The 17,030-nt window shown below is 68.6% G+C and carries 15 protein-coding genes and 1 tRNA gene; 6 read left to right on the forward strand and 10 right to left on the reverse strand.

Translation table 11 applies throughout. The features are described from left to right. Nucleotides 1–384 precede the first annotated feature (384 nt). From ACIHAR_RS37550 to ACIHAR_RS37585, 8 genes are all read right to left on the reverse strand, one after another. On the reverse strand, nucleotides 385–2,181 hold the full coding sequence (locus tag ACIHAR_RS37550) for a coagulation factor 5/8 type domain-containing protein (RefSeq protein WP_400023730.1): 1,797 nt from the start codon (nucleotides 2,179–2,181) through the stop codon (nucleotides 385–387). A 189-nt stretch (nucleotides 2,182–2,370) separates the two neighbouring features. Next, on the reverse strand, nucleotides 2,371–3,843 hold the full coding sequence (locus ACIHAR_RS37555; RefSeq protein ID WP_400023732.1) for a glycoside hydrolase family 32 protein: 1,473 nt from the start codon (nucleotides 3,841–3,843) through the stop codon (nucleotides 2,371–2,373). 48 nt (nucleotides 3,844–3,891) lie between these two features. Beyond that, a complete protein-coding gene (locus ACIHAR_RS37560; protein ID WP_400023734.1) occupies nucleotides 3,892–4,770 on the reverse strand; it encodes a carbohydrate ABC transporter permease in 879 nt (292 codons plus the stop codon). Beyond that, complete coding sequence (locus ACIHAR_RS37565; protein ID WP_400023735.1) at nucleotides 4,767–5,762, reverse strand: carbohydrate ABC transporter permease; 996 nt, start codon at nucleotides 5,760–5,762, stop codon at nucleotides 4,767–4,769. Before ACIHAR_RS37565 ends, ACIHAR_RS37560 begins: the two co-directional genes overlap by 4 nt. Nucleotides 5,763–5,769: 7 nt before the next feature. Then, nucleotides 5,770–7,179 carry an ABC transporter substrate-binding protein gene (locus ACIHAR_RS37570; protein WP_400023737.1) on the reverse strand — a complete coding sequence of 470 codons (1,410 nt, stop codon included), beginning with the start codon at nucleotides 7,177–7,179 and terminating at the stop codon, nucleotides 5,770–5,772. Between the two features lie 93 nt (nucleotides 7,180–7,272). Then, nucleotides 7,273–8,304, reverse strand: a complete 1,032-nt coding sequence (locus ACIHAR_RS37575; protein WP_400023739.1) for a LacI family DNA-binding transcriptional regulator — start codon at nucleotides 8,302–8,304, stop codon at nucleotides 7,273–7,275. A 234-nt stretch (nucleotides 8,305–8,538) separates the two neighbouring features. Beyond that, entirely contained in the window at nucleotides 8,539–8,814 is a 276-nt protein-coding gene (locus ACIHAR_RS37580; RefSeq protein WP_400023741.1) for a hypothetical protein, read from the reverse strand. A 2,218-nt stretch (nucleotides 8,815–11,032) separates the two neighbouring features. Then, complete coding sequence (locus ACIHAR_RS37585) at nucleotides 11,033–11,767, reverse strand: hypothetical protein (protein ID WP_400023743.1); 735 nt, start codon at nucleotides 11,765–11,767, stop codon at nucleotides 11,033–11,035. Between the two features lie 341 nt (nucleotides 11,768–12,108). Here ACIHAR_RS37585 and ACIHAR_RS37590 point away from each other — a divergent pair. Beyond that, a tRNA-Gly gene (locus ACIHAR_RS37590) sits at nucleotides 12,109–12,202 on the forward strand. Nucleotides 12,203–12,275: 73 nt separating this feature from the next. On the opposite strand, the gene ACIHAR_RS37595 is transcribed toward ACIHAR_RS37590, so the two are convergent. Next, entirely contained in the window at nucleotides 12,276–13,046 is a 771-nt protein-coding gene (locus ACIHAR_RS37595) for an SDR family oxidoreductase (protein WP_365468563.1), read from the reverse strand. A 119-nt stretch (nucleotides 13,047–13,165) separates the two neighbouring features. Between ACIHAR_RS37595 and ACIHAR_RS37600 the strand changes: the two genes are divergently transcribed. The 5 genes from ACIHAR_RS37600 (at nucleotide 13,166) to ACIHAR_RS37620 (ending at nucleotide 15,995) form a co-directional block, all read left to right on the forward strand. Further along, nucleotides 13,166–13,774 (forward strand): TetR/AcrR family transcriptional regulator, encoded by a 609-nt coding sequence (locus tag ACIHAR_RS37600; protein WP_400023745.1) that lies wholly within the window; start codon nucleotides 13,166–13,168, stop codon nucleotides 13,772–13,774. A 239-nt stretch (nucleotides 13,775–14,013) separates the two neighbouring features. Continuing rightward, the gene (locus ACIHAR_RS37605; RefSeq protein ID WP_365468557.1) at nucleotides 14,014–14,514 is read left to right on the forward strand and encodes a DUF5994 family protein; all 501 of its coding nucleotides are present in this window, start codon (nucleotides 14,014–14,016) and stop codon (nucleotides 14,512–14,514) included. Between the two features lie 200 nt (nucleotides 14,515–14,714). Beyond that, nucleotides 14,715–14,975 carry a hypothetical protein gene (locus ACIHAR_RS37610; RefSeq protein WP_365468554.1) on the forward strand — a complete coding sequence of 87 codons (261 nt, stop codon included), beginning with the start codon at nucleotides 14,715–14,717 and terminating at the stop codon, nucleotides 14,973–14,975. A 74-nt stretch (nucleotides 14,976–15,049) separates the two neighbouring features. Beyond that, nucleotides 15,050–15,364 carry a hypothetical protein gene (locus ACIHAR_RS37615; protein WP_365468551.1) on the forward strand — a complete coding sequence of 105 codons (315 nt, stop codon included), beginning with the start codon at nucleotides 15,050–15,052 and terminating at the stop codon, nucleotides 15,362–15,364. A 133-nt stretch (nucleotides 15,365–15,497) separates the two neighbouring features. Continuing rightward, a complete protein-coding gene (locus ACIHAR_RS37620) occupies nucleotides 15,498–15,995 on the forward strand; it encodes a DUF5994 family protein (RefSeq protein WP_365468548.1) in 498 nt (165 codons plus the stop codon). A 488-nt stretch (nucleotides 15,996–16,483) separates the two neighbouring features. Here ACIHAR_RS37620 and ACIHAR_RS37625 read toward each other — a convergent pair whose 3' ends face one another. Then, on the reverse strand, nucleotides 16,484–17,017 hold the full coding sequence (locus ACIHAR_RS37625) for a hypothetical protein (protein WP_400023749.1): 534 nt from the start codon (nucleotides 17,015–17,017) through the stop codon (nucleotides 16,484–16,486). Nucleotides 17,018–17,030: the final 13 nt, after the last annotated feature.

The raw sequence follows: 17,030 nt of genomic DNA on the forward strand, positions 1-17,030 counted from the left end.
CCGCTATCTGGCACAACTGGACCACCGGCGCCAAGATCAAACGATCGCTGATCGCCTACGACCACTGAAGACATCGGACTCATTCATCTAGGCGCGGATGCGATCGGATCACGGGGCATCGAGAACTCTATGACCTAGTCGAGGCCAGCCGGTGCGTCGATGACCTCGATGCTGGTCACACCGCTGGGTTGAGCCACGTACGCGGGAGGGAGCATCGCCGCACCGAGGAGGTCGCGGTCAGGCCGGCGCCGAGGAGGCCAGGTCGGACTGCACGCGGTTCGCGTTCGAAGTGGCCGACGCGGAGTTCCCGGCCCGGCTGGACGGGCCGGGCCGGGATCCGTCGATCTGCTGACCGGTCGACGGGACTGTCGATGAGCGGTGAGCTCAGGGGTAGGAGACCACGTTGGACGGGATGGTCGATGTGCCAGATGTCGGGGCGCCGGTGTCGTTGATGACGTGTTCGTACTGGCCGTTACCGCCGAGCGAGACGACCAGAAGGTGGTGGAATTTCACGCCCGGTGTGTTCGGGGCGACGAAACCGTTGTGCTGGACGATGGTCGGGTCGACGTTGTAGTTGCAGTAGCTGCCGAGGCCCCATGCCTCGTGTGTGGTCACCGAGTCGGCCACTTTGTAGGCCGCGTAGCCGTTGACGGAGCCGTTCTGGATGGCCGCCTGGTTTGGGGCGTCGTACGCCTTCTCGTTCTGGAAGAAGATGGTGCGGCCGCGCTGTCCGTTCCATTGCACGTCGTACTTGTTGAAGTGCTCGACGAACAGGCCGGTGGCCAGGACGTCGTCGCCGTTCACGACGACGCCGTAGTCGGCCCGGTTGGTCTCCCAGCCCACGCCGTCACCGTGGTCGGCGCGCCAGAGCCAGGTGTGGTCGATGATGGTGTGACGACTGTTGATCACCATGCTGGTGGTCGCCTTCCCCGGGCCGGTTCCACCGATGCGGATGAACACGTCCTGGACGGTGATCGGGTTGGCGCTGTGGCCGGCCGAGCAGCCGGGTTCGCCGACTTCGAGCAGGGTGGATGAGTTGACCGGCCCGGCGTCGATGAGGAAGCCGGCCAGACGCACCCCGTCGACGTCGGCGACCTTGAGGGCCGTGACGCCGTTGGTCGGGATCAGCGTGGCGTAGCCGAGTCCGAGCACCACCGTGTTGGGCCGCCTGACGCGGACCGGCTCGTCGAGGTGATAGATCCCCGGGGTCAGCAGCAGGTGGAGTCCCTGGGCGAGTGCCCGATTGAGAGTGGCCGCGCTGACACCGGGTTTGGCAACGTAGAACCGCGACAGGGGCAGTGAGGTGCCTCGCGGCGTGCCGTTGCCCCAGCTGACACCGCGGGCGTTGGTGCGCTTCGCGGGCAGGAAGACCCGGTACTCGCTTCCCCGCAGGTAGAGGAACGGCTTCTCCCGTGAGATGGGGGTCGTGTCGAGCGTCGTGTAGGGCGGGTTGGGGAAGCTCCGCGCGGGTGCACCCTGGACACCGGAGAACACCATGTTCCAAACGGCGTTGGACCAGCCGCCGATGGCGCTGTCGCGGGTGTACCACTGCTGCTGCGAGTACGTTCCGACCTGGCCGTCGATGCGGCTGTCGGCGATGTAGCCGCCGCTGGCCCAGCCGTAGCCGGTGGGGGCGAGGGTGAGGTTCCCGCGGACGTGCATGCGCCGGAAGGGCGCTGCCTGGGAGACGGCCCAGCGGTTCGTGCCGTTGGCCGGTACCACCGCGAGGTTCTCGGCGGACCGCCAGAAGTTCGACGTGGCCTTGCCGCCGTTCCATTCGGCGTCGACGGTGATGTCGCCGTTGATGGTCGTCTCGTCCGGAGTGAGCCCGAGACCGGCGATGGAGGTGTGGAACCCGATCTGGGCGTTGATCCCGTTGTAGGTGCCGGGCTTGAACAGGAACGCATACCGGCCGGTGCCGAACTCGTCCGCCTCCTGCTGTTCGAATACCTCGTCCAGTCTGGTCTGAATGCTGGGGGTGGACGGGTCGAAGACGATGACGTTCGGGCCGAGATCGCCGCCGCCGGGCAGAGGCCGCTGCCGCTTGGTCTGGGAGGCGGCTGACGCCGGCACGGGAAGGGTGACTGCCACGGCGGCGGCCGCGGCGCCTGCCGCTCCGAGAACGGTGCGGCGGGCGACGGCTGGACGTCCGGGCGAGGAGGAATTCGAAGCAGGGGTCATGGGACTGTCTCCTGGTTCAGGAAATGAGCGGACAAAGTGGGTGGAGAGTGCGCTCTCAGGTCGAGTGGTTCATTCGGGAACGGCAGGAATGCGGCGGCCTGGCGGAACTTGGGATCGTGGGGTCGTCGTCCTCCACGGCCGGGATGTTCTGCCGGAATTCGCGGTAATGGCACGCTGATTGGGCGGCGTTTACGCCGCGCGGCCTTTGCCGTTGAGCGTGTCGGTGCCGGATTCCTTGATCTCAAGCGGCAGGAGTTGCCATGCGTCGATCGAGTAGTTGAGCTGTGCGCCGGGCGTGGTGTGCGCCTGCAGGTGCCAGGGGCCTTCGCCTACTGGGTAGAAGCGAACGGTGAGTACCTGGCCGGTCGAGAGGAAGATCTCAGCGATGGAATGGTCGACGACGACGCGCAAGTCGACCGGCCGACCGCTGGGACAGGGCATCGTGTAGGTGCCGCCGCGGGTGCGCGGGTCCAGTGAGGCGTGGTCGCGGTTGACGACCAACTGGCCTGCGTCCGCGTCGAGGAGGATGTCGAGGTACTCGGAGTCGTCGGGAGCGGTGACCAGGCGCAGGCCGGTCTTGCCGGTCGCTTCGAGGCGGGCCGTGAGGTCGAAGCTGCGGCTGACTTCGCCCAGGTCGACGGGAGCGGTGTCCGAGGCCAGCCCGGTTGCGTGGACCGTACGTTCACCGCGTAGCGCGAGCAGTTCCGCGGCGGGCCGCTGGTACGTCCGACCGTCCTCGGTCAGCTCTATCTCGCGGGGGAGCGTGAGCGTTCCGGCCCAGCCTTCGGCGTCGGACCACTCCTGGGTGCGGGCTTCCCAGGACCAGCCCCACAGCAGCCATCTTCGGCCGGGTGCGCGCAGCAGGGCGGGGGCGTAGAAGTCCGGGCCGTGGTCGAGGAGTTGGGGCGGACCTGCTTCGAAGACGTCGCCGCGCTCCTCGCCGACCAGGGCCAGCACGCCGTGCGGGCCGTCGCGTTCGTACCAGGCGGAGAGGATGAGGGCACCTCGCCCGTCAGCCGCCGGGAGGTACTGGGGACACTCCCAGCCTTCGCCGGTGACCAGTCCGGCGTCGCCGACGGGCTCTGGTTCGCGGGCACAGAAGGGCCCCCGGTAGGTCCAGGTCTGCAGGTCGGGCGAGTCGTACAGCAGGGCCGCGGCGCGGCCGTCGGCGAGGGCGGCGCCGACCAGCATCCGCCAGCTGTCCCCGTCCTGCCAGACGTAGGGGTCACGGTACATAGTGGTGCCGTCGGGCGGCTCGGGTATGAGCAGGTCGCCGCGAGGGCGGAAGGTCAGGCCGCCGTCGCAGGACTCGGCAGTGGTGACCAACTGGTGCTGCGGGCGCTCCTCGCGGTGCGCGGAGTAGAAGGCGACGAGCCGGTCGCCGTCTGAGACGGCGTTGCCGGAGAAGCAGCCGTCGGCGTCCTCGCCCCCGTGGGTGGGGGTGAGGGCGATCGGCAAGGGTTCCCAGCTCAGCAGGTCGGGGCTGCGGAAGTGGCCCCAGTGCATGTTGGCGTGGCCGGTGCCGTGCGGGTTGTACTGGTAGCAGACGTGGTAGTGGCCGTCGTGGTGGACCAGCCCGTTGGGGTCGTTGATCCAGTTGCGGGGCGGGCGCAGGTGCGCGACGGGACGGTGCCGGTCGCGGTCAAAGGGCGCGGTGGACACACGCGTGCCTTTCGAGGTGTTGGAGAGCGTCGGAGGGGTGAGGGTGGCTCAGCGGAAGGAGCCGGCCACGATTCCCTCGACGAAGTACCGCTGGGCGGCAAGGAAGATCAGCACGCTGGGGATCAGGGCGATGATCACTGCGGCGAGCACGATGGAGATGCTGCCGGTGCCCATGTTTCCCTGCAGGGTCACCAGGCCCAGGGGCAGGGTGAAGTTGTCGGTCGACTGCAGGAAGATCAGCGGGCGGAAGAATTCGTTCCAGTAGGCGGAGAAGGTGAGCACTCCCAGGGTGGCCATCGGGGCACGCGCCATGGGGGCGTAGATGCGGGCGAAGACCTGGAAGTGGGAGGCTCCGTCCACCCGTGCCGCCTCGCCGAGTTCGCGTGGCATCTGCAGGAAGTACTGCCGCATCAGGAAGGTGCCGAAGGCGCCTCCGACGGCGGGCAGGACGAGCGCCATGCGGCTGTCGGTCAGGCCCAGGTACTTGATGATCAGGAAGACCGGGATGATGGTCGTCTGGATCGGGACCATCATGGTGGCCAGGATGACGGCGAACAGGGCCTTGTTGCCGCGGAAGCGGACCATGGCGAAGGCGTAGCCGCTCATCGTGGAGGTGATGAGCTGGCCGACCACGATGAGTCCGGTGACCACCACGCTGTTGAGGAAGAACGCGGTAAAGGGGACCTTGTCGAAGACGGCCTGGTAGTTCGAGAAGACAGGATCCGTTGGGATCCACTGCGGCGGGTTGTCGAAGGAGGTGGCCGGGGTGCGCAGCGAGGTGGCCAGGGCCCACACGAGCGGCGCCACCACCAGCACGGCCGCAGCCGTCAGCACGGTGAGCGACAGCAGACGTCCGATCCGGATCCGTCGGCGCCGGCGCGGGACGCGGACGGCGGCTGCGGGCTGCTTGTCGAGGATGGCGGTCACGAGTAGAACACCCACTTTCGGCTCACCGTGAACTGCACGGCCGTGATGATCAGCAGGACGGCGAACAGCACCACGGAGATGGCCGAGGCATAGCCGAACTGGAGGTTCTGGAAGGCCGTCCGGTACACGAGCAGCACGGTGGTGTAGGTCGACTCGCCGGGACCACCCTGGGTCATCACATAAGGCTGGTCGAACAGCTGCATCGTGTTGATCAGTCCGACGGTGGAGGCGAACAGCACGGTGGGGCTGATGAGGGGCAGCTTGATCCGCCAGAACATGCGGGCGGATGATGCGCCGTCGATCTGCGCGGCCTCCAGGACGTCGCCCGGGACGGAGCTGAGGGCGGCGACGAAGAGGATGAAGGTGAAGCCCAGCTGCTGCCACACGGCGACCAGCACGATGGTCGCCGTTGCTCCCCCATTGGAGCTCAGCCACGAGACCTCGGGAAGGTGAAGCAGGTTCAGGTAGTAGTTGACGACGCCGAACTGGTCGTTGAACACGTAGGACATCACGATTGAGATGGCCGCTGCGGAGGCCAGCATCGGCAGGAAGAACGCCGCGCGGAAGAGCTTCTGCACGATCTTCGACGCCCGCTGGGCGACCAGCAGTGCCAGTCCCAGGCCGAGGGCGACCTGGAGGAAGACGATGAACACGGCGAGACCGGAGGTCAACAGCAGCGAGTGGGTGACCGTCTTGTCGCTCAGGAGAGCGTCGAAGTTGTCCAGCCCGACGAACTCGGGGGTGGAGATGGCGTCCCACTTGAACAGGGCCAGGACGAACGAGGCGAAAATCGGCGCCACGGTGAACACGACGACCACGACCAGGGCGGAGGCCACCATGGCGTAGCCGAACAGAGTCTCGCGGCGGGCGCGTCGGTTCTGCGCGCGGCGACGCAGCGCCGCGCTCTGGTCCGCCTGTTGCTCAGGAGGGCGGCCCGACCGCGCGCCCGACGGGGCGGACGCGCGGCCACGGTTTCGGACAGCCTGTGACATCAACGCCTCATCCCGTCTTCATGGCGGTCTCGAGATCGCTCTGCAAACCGTCCAGGGCCGCCTTCGCCTTGCCCGAGGCCATCGCCTCGGTGGTGCGCTTGTTCAGCGCGATGGCCATCGCCTGGTAGTACGGCGGGGCCGGGATCGGCGCGGTGTCGGGGAACTTGGTGAGGGTGTCGTAGAAGACGTGCCAGTTCTTGGGGCCGGTGGTGGCGTACTTCTCGGCCGTCACCATCGACTTGCGCGGGAAGGTGGTGGTGTTGCCCGGCTTCAGCACCTCCAGGTTCTTCGCGGACACCAGGGACTTCACGAACTCCCAGGCGAGGTCCTTGTTCTTGGACGACTTGAGGATGCCGTAGCCGCCCGCGCCGAACAGGTGACGCTGGCTGCGCCACTTGGGGAAGTACTGCACGTCGAAGGAGCCCGTCTTCATGCCGGCGTTGTGCAGGCCACCCGCCCAGAACCCGCCGCCGACCGCCATGCCGATCTTGTTGCTGGCGAACAGACCCTGCAGCGTTTCGCCGCCACCGACGTCAGGCTTGGCCGACAAGCCCTCCTTCTGCAGCTGGATCATGTAGTCGAGGGACTCGACGACCGGGGCGGAGTTGGCGGTCGGATCCCCCCAGCGCCAGCCGCCCTTGCGGCCGGCCGCGGCGGGGTCGTTCGGGTAGAAGGTGTCCCACAGCCAGTCGCCGCCGTCCCACTTGCCCTCGGTCAGCAGGTTGCCGCCGTTGGCGTACATCCAGGACGTCCAACTGCCCCACAGCCGGACCACCCAGTTGTAGGGGACGGCCGAACCGCCCTTGGCGGCAATCTTCCTGGCGATGTCGTAGAAGTCGTCCTTGGTCCAGTCGTCGGCCGGGCGTCCCACCCCGGCGCTTTCGAACAGGGAGGTGCTGTAGAACATGTTGCCGGCGTTGAAATCGGTCGGCAGTTCGTACAGGTGGCCCTGGTACATCATCGCTTCGATCAGCGCCGGGTGGACGTCGGCGAAGTACGACTTGAGCTGGGAGGCGTCCCGCTTCACGTAGTCGTCCAGCGGTTCGGCCAGACCCTTGGCCGCGAAGAGCTGCAGGCCCTCGGTGGCGACGGAGGCGATGTCGGGGGCGTTGCCTGCGGCGATCTGGGTGAGCAGCTTGCTGAAGAAGTCGTTCCAGTCCTTGCCCGAGATGCCGGTGAACTTCACCTTCATGCCGGGGTGCGCCTTCTCGAACGGCGCGGCCACCTTGCCCAGCTTGTCCGCGGACGCCTGGTCGGTGAAGACCAGAACGTTCAGCACGTTCGAGCCGGAAGAGCTGGACGAGCCGGAGGAACAGGCGGAGGCCAGCCCGCCCACGCCCGCCACCGCGGCGGATGCGACGCCGGCTCTCAGCACGCCACGGCGGCTGAACGGCTCCTTGAAAATGCCAGAGGACATGTGTGTACCCTCACTGTGTTCCAAGTACTGACAGGGATGACGACCGGTTGCGACGGTCGCCTGTCGTGGTGCGAAAGCTTCGCCGTCCCGGGTTCAGAGCCGGGGCGGCGAAGTGACAGATGCCCGCGCCACCAGCGGGCAGTGCAGCACTTCCTGTGCGACCGGGCCTGGTGGCGAACCCGGCGTTCCGGTGAGCGCGAGCAGCTGTGCGACGGCCCGCGCCCCCATCTCGTAGTGCGGAAGCTGGACTGTGGTCAGCTGGGGGTAGAGCGCCTCGGCGACCAGCTCCTGGTTGTCGAAACCCACGACCGACAGGTCGTGAGGGATGGACAGTCCCAACTCGGCGGCAGCCCGGTAAGCGCCGGCGGCCATCCGATCGGTGTAGCAGAACAACGCTGTCGGGCGCGGCTGCGCCGTCAGCAGACGCCGGGCGGCCCGGTAGCCCGAGTCCACATCACCGCCGACCGTGTCGAAGGGCACCGCCGTCTCGGCGGCGACCAGGGACGGGTCGTAGGGGATGCCGGCCTCGGCCAGCGCCTGGCGGTAGCCCTCCAGGCGGCCCTCCCGGGCGGGAAGGTCGCGGGTCTGCACGGTCACGCCGATCCGACGATGGCCGTGGTCGATCAGCTCGCGCACCGCGGTGTAACCGCCCTGGGCCTCGTCGGGCACCACGAAGGGGACGGCGGGGTCGTCGCAGCGCGCGTCCAGCAGCGCGGTGGGCGTCGAGCGCAGGGCCTCGGGCAGTTCCACGATGCGGTGGTACATGGCCGCGTACAGCACGCCGTCCACCTGCCGCTGGAGCAGCATCTCGATGCTGGTGCGCTCCAGTTCCGCGTCGCCGCTCGTGTTGACCAGCAGCAGCACCAGACCCTCGGCCGCGGCGGCCTCCTGGGCACCCAGAATCATCCGGCCCGCGTGGGGGGTGGTGGCGATCTCGTCGCTGACGAAGCCGATGGTCTGCGACCGCTGCGTCGCCAATGCCTGCGCCAGACTGTTCGGCACATATCCGAGCTCCTCGGCGACCCGCCAGATGCGCTGCTGGGTCTCCTGGCTGATCCGCTTGCCCTCGACCCGGTTGAGGACGTGCGACACCGTCGCCTTGGACACACCTGCCGCGGCAGCCACGTCCTTGATCCCGATCCGGCGCGCCATCATCCCTGCCCATACTGGTTGAAACCGGGTTGCCTAACCGGTTAGGCAACCGTGTGCACATGAGAGTGCCTTCGGCCAAAGCTCCTGTCAATGGCTGGTTACAAACTCATGTCCAGGCATGTGCGAGGGGTGGTGCGTACCCACGGTCCCGGGGCGCCGTCGGCCGGCCATCGAACGGGAGCTGGAGTCGGAGGACTGGCGGCGGCACTACCGCGCGTCAGCTGACTCGCGGCAGAATCGAAGGCGCGCCCCGCCCGGATGAGGCACATGGCGGCGGTCCTCGACCGCGGAAGGGCTCGTCCGGGGCTCCGTACGCAGCCCCGGCACCTTCGTCGTCGGTTCGATGAAGGCGAAGGCGCCGGTCGTACTCGGGTGCGCATATCCACAGAGGTGGCGGTAAACCGAGTACAGCTCGCGCTTGGGATCGACGTCACAATGAGCCTGGAACTTGCGGAAGATCTCGCTCTCGTCGGTCTTCTCCACCGGCAGGCTCCTGATGGCGTCGATCAGGTCTGCGGCAGTTCGAAAGCCTCCTCCAGGTCCGCGAGGGCCGCCCGGCTCGTACGATCCCCCTCAGCCAAGACACCCTGCGCGCCGGCCCTGCGCGCCGGCATCCCCCTTCCGTGAGAGCCAACGGAGGCTGACAGAGGTCTCGAACATGGTCCGGAGCAAGATCTGTGCCTCGTGGCCATAACCCGCGTCAGGCATGAGCGCGGAGTGCATTCGGTGCGGCGCGCGCGGCCCGTCGCCCGGGCCTGCACTCCTGTCTGCGCCCCGCTCAGCCCGGCCGCCGTCCGCACGCCTGACAGCTCGGGCTGATGGGTGACCAACCCACGATGCAGCCGAGCGGTACGCGAGTGCGGCTCATAACGATGCCTCTGGCGGGGGCGGGGCGCTTCGACTCCGGGATGGAAGGGCCCGCGGGCGGTTGCCGGCCGGTGGGTTGTAGCGGTGGGGGAACTCCCATCCCGTCCGCCATCGACCCAGTCAGAGCCGAGCAGAAACGGCACCGAGCGTGCTCCACGATGTGTGCGGGTCGACGGCAGATGGGATGGGAGTCGGGGGGCGGGTTCGCCGGGGTTCATTTTCGGCCATCTTGAAAACTTACGGTAGGTAAGTCAATTGGGCCCTCCTGCTACTTTCCCTAGGAAAGCAGAAGGAGCTAGGGTCAAATGCCCATTATTTCGTAACTCAACGTAGCCGTAAACTATAGTTTACAGCTGAGAGTTGCCGGTGGCGTCGCTGTCACACCTTTCGACGGCCAAGGTCTTGCTACGGTCCGGAGGCAAGAAAGCGCCCCCGATCGCGAGTGCTTGGCGGTGCGTGCGATCGAGGGCCTTAAGCCATTGGAGGCTCACATGAGTGTCACCCTAAACTCCGGGGCGCTGTCAAACCCCATGCCCAAGCCATGGGTCGTCGGAGTAATCGTCATCGTGCTGGTGCTCTCACGCTCGGCCGCACAGATTGCTGACGCTTACGCGAGCGCTCTTGCTCTAACATCCGCGCTGGCAGGCCTTGGCACGGCAGCGGCGTACCGCAGCCACCGCAAACCACACGTGACTGCGCGTGGCCACGCAGGCCGTTGAAGCGGCCGGCATGACCGGTGCTGACCGGTCTGGCTAGAGCTACGGATCGGTCAGCTGCACAACGAATAGGCGGCTCGGCTTCGGCCGGGCCGTCTCAGTTTCCGTCTAGGAATGAGTGCTCGTGCGACGGTGCTGCCTGTTCCAACTCGCGTGCGCATGGCGCTCTTGTTGCGCCGGCCATGCCCCCTACGCGATGCCTGCACGGCGGACGCATGCTGGATGCCGACCTTGAAGCCGAACTACCGGGGTGGACGGTGGGCGAGTGGGAGCAAGGGGAGTGCGGTTGATCGACGTCGGCCGGCGGAGGTTGTCAGAACAAGACGATGAAGGGCACGTCGCGCTGTTACCGCCACCAAAGCGACTGGACGAAGCGTGGCCAAGCCGAACAGAAGAAGAGGGCGAGCAAGCGCCGTAAGAAGTGATGCAGAGGAACGAGTGAGTGTCTAACAGCGTGATAACGCACGGGAACAAGCACGAACGCCCGCGGGCCATCAGCGCAGGTGAAGGGCACACCTGCCCCAGGGAAGGCCCCCGCCCAAGTTGCTTCGGGACGAAGCGGTCATGCCACCCGGCCAGCCGTAGGGTGAGGGCGTGCGAAACGACCGACACGACGAACCTCTCTCCGACGAGGAACTGGAACTTTTCTTGCAGTACCTCCATCGCTTCGCCAAGCACGACGTCGATCAGTTCGTACTCATGGAGGTAGGTGACCCCGACTACCCGTGCTATCTGGACTTGTCCCGGGCCCCGGCAGCCGGAATCGACCCTGCCGTCTACCGTCGCCCGTAGCCGAACAGGGCGGCCCACCTGACATCCCCGGCTGACATCACAGCACCGGATGTCAGCAACTCCGGGCGGCCGTAGGCATCAGCCCGAGCCTTGCGGCAGCCGCCTGCTGAAAACGTCGGACCGCACTCCCAAAGCGGGTGTCGCAGGTTCGAATCCTGCCGGGGCGCAGGAAGAAGGGCCGGCTCAGGGGTTTCCTCTCAGGCTGGCCCTTCGCCGTATCCGGGGTCGTGCCACACCGGTACCACTACAGCTGCGTGGCGGCCGGATCCTCCAGCCGAAGGTGTGCTGTAAACCGCGCCACGTACGTCATCCCCCGCCCGACGAGGTCAGGCGAGCTTCTTCAGCTGCGCGTCGATGATGTCCTGGGGGATGGTCGGGGGCTGGATGGGGTTGAGGGACAGGAAGGTGGCGATGGTGGAGTCCTGTCGGACGACCAGGACGGTGACGGGAATGCTGGGTCCCCCGCTGTCGACGACCTGGGTGGTGTCGAAAGCGAGTGTCTCGTCGCCGTAACCGGAAACAGATCGGGACTGGGAACCGGAATACCCCAGTCCAGCACCTGGGTGGGCAGCGGACGGGCGCATCTCGGCGGTGACGCACTTCGGAAGCGCTGCGCGCAGTTCGGTCATCACCGTGCGGGCGTCGGCAAGGGTGTAGGACGTCAGGCCGACACTCGCGTGCTGTCCGAGATCGTCGGAGGTGGACACAATATCCTGGCTGACCTGGGCCGTGAGGTCGTGCAGGCTGCCCAGCTGTGCGGCCGCGTAGACGGGTCGGCAAGGTGCGGGCGTGACGGCGCGGTAGGTCGTGAGCACGTCGTGGTCCACCGGGCTGCCCTGGCCCGTGACGGTGTTGACGGTATAGCCGGGGACGTCGTGCTCGGTCAGCGCCAGGCGGTCGAGGCCCTTCTGGTCGAGCCCCTTCCCGGCCGCGGAGGCGGGCGATCCGGACGCCTGCTGTGGCGTTGAGCTCGCAGACAAGGTGGGCCCGGCGGCCGCAGGCTTACCTCCCCCAGCATCGTCCCCGCTGTCCGCACCGCACGCGCCGGTCAGCGCCAGCACCGACAAGACACCCGCCGCCGCAACGACCCGTCTTCCGACCGCTGAAGCATTCGTCATTCGCCCACCCCCGGTGCCCCGGCTCGGAGCACCCGCACAAGAAGCCCTGGCGTGTGCCGGGCTGAAGGTCACAGGGAGCCTAGCGGGAACTGGCGAAGTGCCCTTCGCCTGAGCCGATTTGAAATGCGGGCCTCAGCCCGTCCGGGCGGTTTGCCCCGCAGACCTGGATAGTCCGGGGGTGTCTCTCCTCCACCCCCACGGACGCCGCACCACAAGCGCACCAGATGGAGCGGGGAACAGCGGGGAATCACGGTGAAAGCAGCCAAGGCCGATGAGGCCGCGTAGCGGATGTTCACCTAGGTCAGCGGCACAACGGGCCCTCGGTGACCGCAGCTTCCCAAGCTGAGAGCGCGAGTTCGATTCTCGTCACCCGCTCCATGCGAAAGCCCCAGGCCGACGGCCTGGGGTTTCTTTGTTGTCGCGGCCGACGATCCGCCGCCGACGCCACGCCCTACGCGGCGATGACGGCGACCCCTGTCCTGCCGCCGTCGACGTCCACCACGGTTCCGTGCACGAAGGCCGCCTCGTCGCCGGCCAGCCAGACCGCGGCATGCGCGATGGCGTCCGGCGTGCCGACGTCACCGGCCGGGGTGCCCTTCATCATGAGCTCGCCCGGATGGGGCTCGCCGCCTTCCGGGGCCGGGGGCAGGATCACGCCCGGCGAGATGGCGTTCACCCGCACGCCCATCGGGCCGAACTCCGCGGCCCAGGCCCGCGTGAGCGTCTCCATGGCTCCCTTGGTGGAGCTGTAGAGGGCACCGAGAGGAACACCCAGGCGCGCGATCCACGAGCCGAGGTTGATGATCACTCCGCCGCCGGCGTCGGCCATGGCGGGGACCACGGCGGCGGTGAGGAAGAACGGTGCCTTCACGTTCACGCCGTAGACCCTCTCGAAGGTCGCCTCGTCGGTGGCGGTGGTGCCGGGGGCCGGGTAGATGCCGGCGTTGTTCACCAGGATGTCGATCCGCCCGCCCAAGGTCTCCCGGGCCCGAGCGGCCAGGTCCCGGGAAGCCTCCGCGCTGCCGTCGAGGTCCGCCGCCAGGAAATCGGCCCGGCCGCCGGATGCGCGGATCCCCGCGACGACCTGTGCCCCTCGGTCCCGGTTGCGGCCGGACACGATGACGTGGGCCCCCTCGGCGGCGAACGCTTCGGCGATCGCCTGTCCGATGTTGCTGGTGGATCCCGTGACCAACGCCGTCTTGTTCCGCAGTCGTTCACCCATGACTGTTCTCCCTTGCCTCGCGGTGTGCGGACCAGGGTGCGTCGTGCAAAATGGACCGGCAAGTCCAAAATGGACACGGTGGACCGGTGGACAGGTTGAGAGGGTGGAGAGGGGATCGGATGCCGGACGCGACGACCGCGAAGGGCCGGGCCACACGGGCCCGCATCATCGAGGGGGCGGCCGAGGTGCTGCGCGAGCGGGGCGTCGGCTTCACCACGCTCGACGACATCCGCAGCCGCACCGGCACGAGCAAGAGCCAGTTGTTCCACTACTTCCCGGACGGCAAGGACGGACTACTGCTGGCGGTGGCCCGGTTCGAGGCGGACCGCGTCCTGGAGGACCAGCAGCCCTACCTGGGGCGGCTGGACTCGTGGGAGGCATGGCAGCAGTGGCGGGACGTGGTGGTGGAGCGGTATGAGCGGCAGGGCGACCACTGCCCCTTGGGGGCGCTGTTCCTGCAGGTCGGGCGGGCCCGGCCCGGTGCGCGGGCGATCGTGACGGAGCTGATGCGCCAGTGGCAGGAGCAGCTCGCGCGGGGCATACGAGCCCTCCAGGCGAACCGTCTGGTGTCACCGGCCCTCGATGTGGACCGGACGGCCGCCGCGCTGCTGGCGGGTGTCCAGGGAGGCGTGGCCATCATGATGTCCACGGGTGACTCGACCCACCTCAAGGCGGCGCTCGACGCCGGAATCGAGCACCTCCGCGCGACGGCGAGCGAGGTCAGGTAGCCGCAGCGGGCGAGGTCAGGCAGTCGCTGCCGCCTTGATCCTGCTGCCGCAGGGATCCGTCCCGCACCACTGCCGGCGCGTACAGCGCTGCCCGGTGCGGAGCAGCCGACCGTGACGCGGCAGTGCGGGAGTAGCGTGGAGGCGAGGGCCGCGAGGAGGTCGTAACCCTCTACGGCAGCTGCTCCGTCACCGTCACCCGCGGTCGGCGGCCTGCCGGAACCGACAGGCAGGTGATGTTCATGGCCGTCTCCGACCCCCCTCCTCCGACAGGTCTCCTGGCGGACGGCGTGTACGACTCCCTGCGGCCCGGAACGGCGCTTCTGCGGCTCGCCACCACCCATGACCGCGAGGCCATGCTCGACGGTGCGTGGTGGCCCCGTTCCCGGGATCCCGCCACCGAGCTGCCTGGCCTGATCGCCGCCCTGGCCGAGCGGCTCGGACCCGTCACCCGCGTCGGCCTGGACCGCGACGCCTGGGACGAACTGCCGACCCGGATCACCGTCGACGGTCGCATCGTGCACATCGACTCCTTCGCCGTGGGGGACGACACCGCCCTCGTGACCCGTGGCGACCGCGACCACTTCTCGCTGCTCGTCATCCCACCGGACACACCCCCGCTCGCGGCGAGGGCCGCGATGGCCGACGCGGTCCGTACCGGCAACCTTCGGCAGGCCGGCCAGATCCTGGTCGACACCGCCCGTGATCAGGCTCGTTCCGCCGGCCCCGGCGGGCAGCAGTAGACACCGCTCGTCCCTGTCCGCGCTGTCGCCGGCCCGCTCCGGCCCGACCACCGGGCGCGTGGTGCGCACGGGCGCGCCCGCCCGGCATACCCTTCAGAAGAGGAGCGCCGCGGAAACGCGTCACGCCGCCGTACCGTCGCCCGGCGTCTCGGGGCGTCACACATGCGTGTTTCTCGCCCAGCGCCTGCCAGGAGGTCCGTATGGAGCACGAGCCCTTGCCCCCCGAGGGCCACGCCGAGGTCCGTGTCGTCGCCACGACGCCGGAGGCCGCCCGGCGCGTCGCCGAAGTGCTCCGCCGCTGCTTCGCCTCGACCGAGCAGCGCAGCTACCCCGCAGGCAGCGAAGGAGGGACCCGACTCCATCTCACCCTCGACACCGCGCACGCCGCGGAACCCGCACGGTCCTGGCTCGCGGCCAGCGAGGCGACAGAACACGCGGGGGCACACTCCGACGAGGTGTGACCCGGGTCCGTGCTGCCGCGGGATCGCGCCGTGTCCGTGCCCGCGCGGCCGTAGAACCTCGGAGAGCGACAGCCATGACGAAACTCCGCGAACGCAAGAACAATCGGAAGGCGGTTCTGCGATCCCTGTACGGGGCCGTCGAGGACAACCGCTCCGAGGTCAGCGGATCGGCGCTCCGCACCGAGCTGGGCCTGCCCGACGAGGATCTGGCCGCCGCTTGCGCCTATCTGGCCGACGAGGGCCTGATCAGCGTGGACTGGACCTCGCACCGGACCCCCGCCGCCGTCTCGCTGACCCATGAAGGCATCCGCCTGATGGAGGAGCAGGAGGAGGAACAGGAGGAGCAGGAGAATCGGGGAACGGCGCGGGGGGCACGGGCGGACGACTGATCCGCCCGCTTCTCCTCGGCGCGGAGTAGCCTGACCGTACCGAGAGCTTTTCGCGCAGCGCGGTCGGCGGTGCCGTTCCCGGCGAGTGGCGAAACGGGCGGTCGTCCGACGACTCCCGGGACGGGACCGCACGATGGAACCCAGCAGCACCACCCCGGCCGAGGACCCGACCTCGGCCTCCGGGCACACGTACCGCATGCCCATGCCCCGCCTGACCCTCACCACGGACGCCAGCCATGGCCCTCTGGACGGGGCCTGGTGGCCGCGCTGCGACGCGCTGGAACTCGAACTCCCCTCTCTCGTGAGCTCGTTGGAGCCGGATCCGGACACCACGGTACGGGTCACCGTGGACCCCGCCGAATGGCCCGACGCTCCGCGCACGGTCATGGCGCCCGGCAGGGTGATCGCCGTGGAGCCGGCCGGACCCGGAAGCGAGGCGCACGTCATCACCCTGGACTGCGGCACCGTGGGACGCTGGGTGCTCCTGGTCGTCCCGCCCGAGGAGCCTTCCGGGACAGCCGCCCGGCTGCTCGCCGCCGCTGCCGACCCCGAGAACTCACTGACCGCCACACGGATGCTGGCACTCGCCGAGACCGGACGGCTCGGGGGCACGGCGGGGCCGGTGGACTGAGGAACGCGCCCAGCCGGGAGCTACTTGTCACGACGTGCCCGCCGTCGTACAGACGCGCCCGTCGTCGCACAAGGGACATTTCCCTCGCCCTGCCGGGGCCGACACCGGCAGGCCGCCCCCTGTCCGCGGAGCGAAGGCTCGCGCTCGTGCTCGCGGAGTCGGCCTCGCCGGGGAAGCAGGCCGGACGTCCGACCGGTCTTCACGCCGGAATGACGCACTCGCGGGGATGCGCGGAGCATCTCCACGAGCGCGGGTCCGCCAAGCTGCGGTCCCAACCGGACGTTCCGCCTGCTGGGTACCCGAGCGGCCGGTACCGAACGCGCTGTGTGCAGAAAAAGGGCCACCCGTGCGGAGTTCTCTCTCCCGTGGTGCGGCAGGCCGCCGCCTCGACCGGCTCCTCCCGTCGACCAGCTCACGGGCGCGGGCCGCGGGCCGCAGCTGATGTGACCCGGGAGTTCCAATTCCCTGGGCCGCGGGCGCCTCGGCGGTCAGCGGTCGAGGACCAGAACGCGGTAGGGGGCGTGCCGGGGCGTCGCGCGGGCGCCCGGTACGGGGGACCGCCATCCCCAGGACCGCAGGGCCCGCAGGGTCTGCACGTCGCCGCGGGCCACCATCGTGACGCCGAGCGCCGCGTCATGGTCGGTCAGGAGCCGTCGCTGCAGGCGGCGGGCGAGATTCCAGTCATGGCCCGGGTGCTGGGCGCCCACCGAGGGCCGGACGACGATCGCGGAGACGGCGAAGAGGCTCCCCGACACCGCGAGCCGGCGCAGGGCGGGCGTCAGGCACAGGTCGAGACCGCGCCACCGGGGGCCGTCGTCGCACACGGGGAAGCCGTAGGCGCATCCCGTCAGGGTGGTGGCCTCCGCGATCAGCAGGGCGAAGCCCGGTCGCCGCAGATCCGTCGCGAGCCGGCGGAGGTACAGGCCGCGGCCCTCGTTCCACTGCCACGGGCCCCCTCCGGAACTCTCCGCGTACAGATCGCCGAGTTCCACCAGCCGGTCGACGACCTGGCAACGGGTCAAGGGGCGGAGGCAC

Source organism: Streptomyces sp. NPDC052016, assembly GCF_044548445.1.
Lineage (GTDB): Bacteria > Actinomycetota > Actinomycetes > Streptomycetales > Streptomycetaceae > Streptomyces.

Bases quoted from the DNA above. Each gene is read 5' to 3' on its own strand.
- ACIHAR_RS37620 (WP_365468548.1), top strand. From the start codon at position 15,498: ATGGAACCCAGCAGCACCACCCCGGCCGAGGACCCGACCTCGGCCTCC.
- ACIHAR_RS37570 (WP_400023737.1), bottom strand. From the start codon at position 7,179: ATGTCCTCTGGCATTTTCAAGGAGCCGTTCAGCCGCCGTGGCGTGCTG.
- ACIHAR_RS37600 (WP_400023745.1), top strand. From the start codon at position 13,166: ATGCCGGACGCGACGACCGCGAAGGGCCGGGCCACACGGGCCCGCATC.
- ACIHAR_RS37550 (WP_400023730.1), bottom strand. From the start codon at position 2,181: ATGACCCCTGCTTCGAATTCCTCCTCGCCCGGACGTCCAGCCGTCGCC.
- ACIHAR_RS37595 (WP_365468563.1), bottom strand. From the start codon at position 13,046: ATGGGTGAACGACTGCGGAACAAGACGGCGTTGGTCACGGGATCCACC.
- ACIHAR_RS37615 (WP_365468551.1), top strand. From the start codon at position 15,050: ATGACGAAACTCCGCGAACGCAAGAACAATCGGAAGGCGGTTCTGCGA.
- ACIHAR_RS37610 (WP_365468554.1), top strand. From the start codon at position 14,715: ATGGAGCACGAGCCCTTGCCCCCCGAGGGCCACGCCGAGGTCCGTGTC.
- ACIHAR_RS37605 (WP_365468557.1), top strand. From the start codon at position 14,014: ATGGCCGTCTCCGACCCCCCTCCTCCGACAGGTCTCCTGGCGGACGGC.
- ACIHAR_RS37565 (WP_400023735.1), bottom strand. From the start codon at position 5,762: ATGTCACAGGCTGTCCGAAACCGTGGCCGCGCGTCCGCCCCGTCGGGC.